The sequence below is a fragment of the Testudinibacter sp. 'clade 2' genome (genome assembly GCF_006227735.1).
Lineage (GTDB): Bacteria > Pseudomonadota > Gammaproteobacteria > Enterobacterales > Pasteurellaceae > Chelonobacter.
On the sequence record NZ_VDHB01000250.1, the window covers coordinates 1 to 717 of the forward strand.

At 31.5% G+C, this 717-nt stretch carries 1 protein-coding gene; it reads left to right on the forward strand.

What is annotated here, in order from left to right; translation table 11 throughout:
• Positions 1-717: mannose-6-phosphate isomerase, class I (gene manA, locus FHQ30_RS13055; protein WP_139625201.1), on the forward strand; the 717-nt coding region annotated here is incomplete at both ends.

Below are 717 nucleotides of genomic sequence, written 5' to 3' on the forward strand. Positions count from 1 at the left end.
ATATTATGCAGAATGGTGGTTAGGTGCTCATAGCTCTTCACCATCTGACTTAATTCTAAATGATACTATTATCCCATTAAATAATTATATAAAAGAAAAGCCTGGTGTTTTAGGAGAATATAGTATTAACAAATTTGGTACTGAATTGCCATATTTACTTAAAATTTTAGATGTTAAAAAACCGCTATCTATTCAATTGCATCCCACAAAAGAGCAAGCAGAGTTAGGTTTTAAGCAGGAAAATGAGTTGGGAATTAGTTTATCAGATCCTAAACGAATTTATAAAGATAGCAATCATAAACCTGAAATGATGGTAGCGCTTTCTGATTTTTGGCTACTGCATGGTTTTAAGACAAAGGATAAAATAGCTAAAAGTCTAGAAAAGCATCCATCTTTATCACCATTAGCACTACGTTTGAAACAATGTGATTTATTAACATTTTATGCTGAAATTATGCGTGCTACTCAACAGCAATTAGAAAAATGGTTGTTACCAATTATTCAGCAGCAAAAAGCAGCATATGAACAAAATCAGCTAAGTTTAGTTAATCCTGATTATTGGGTTCTTTATAGTATCGAAAGTATGGAAATCTCTTTAACTAAGCTAGATCCTGGATTAATCTGTTTCTATCTATTTAATATTGTTAATGTTAATAAAGGTGAAGGGATCTATCAGGATGCGGGTATTCCTCATGCATATTTAAGGGGACAAAATAT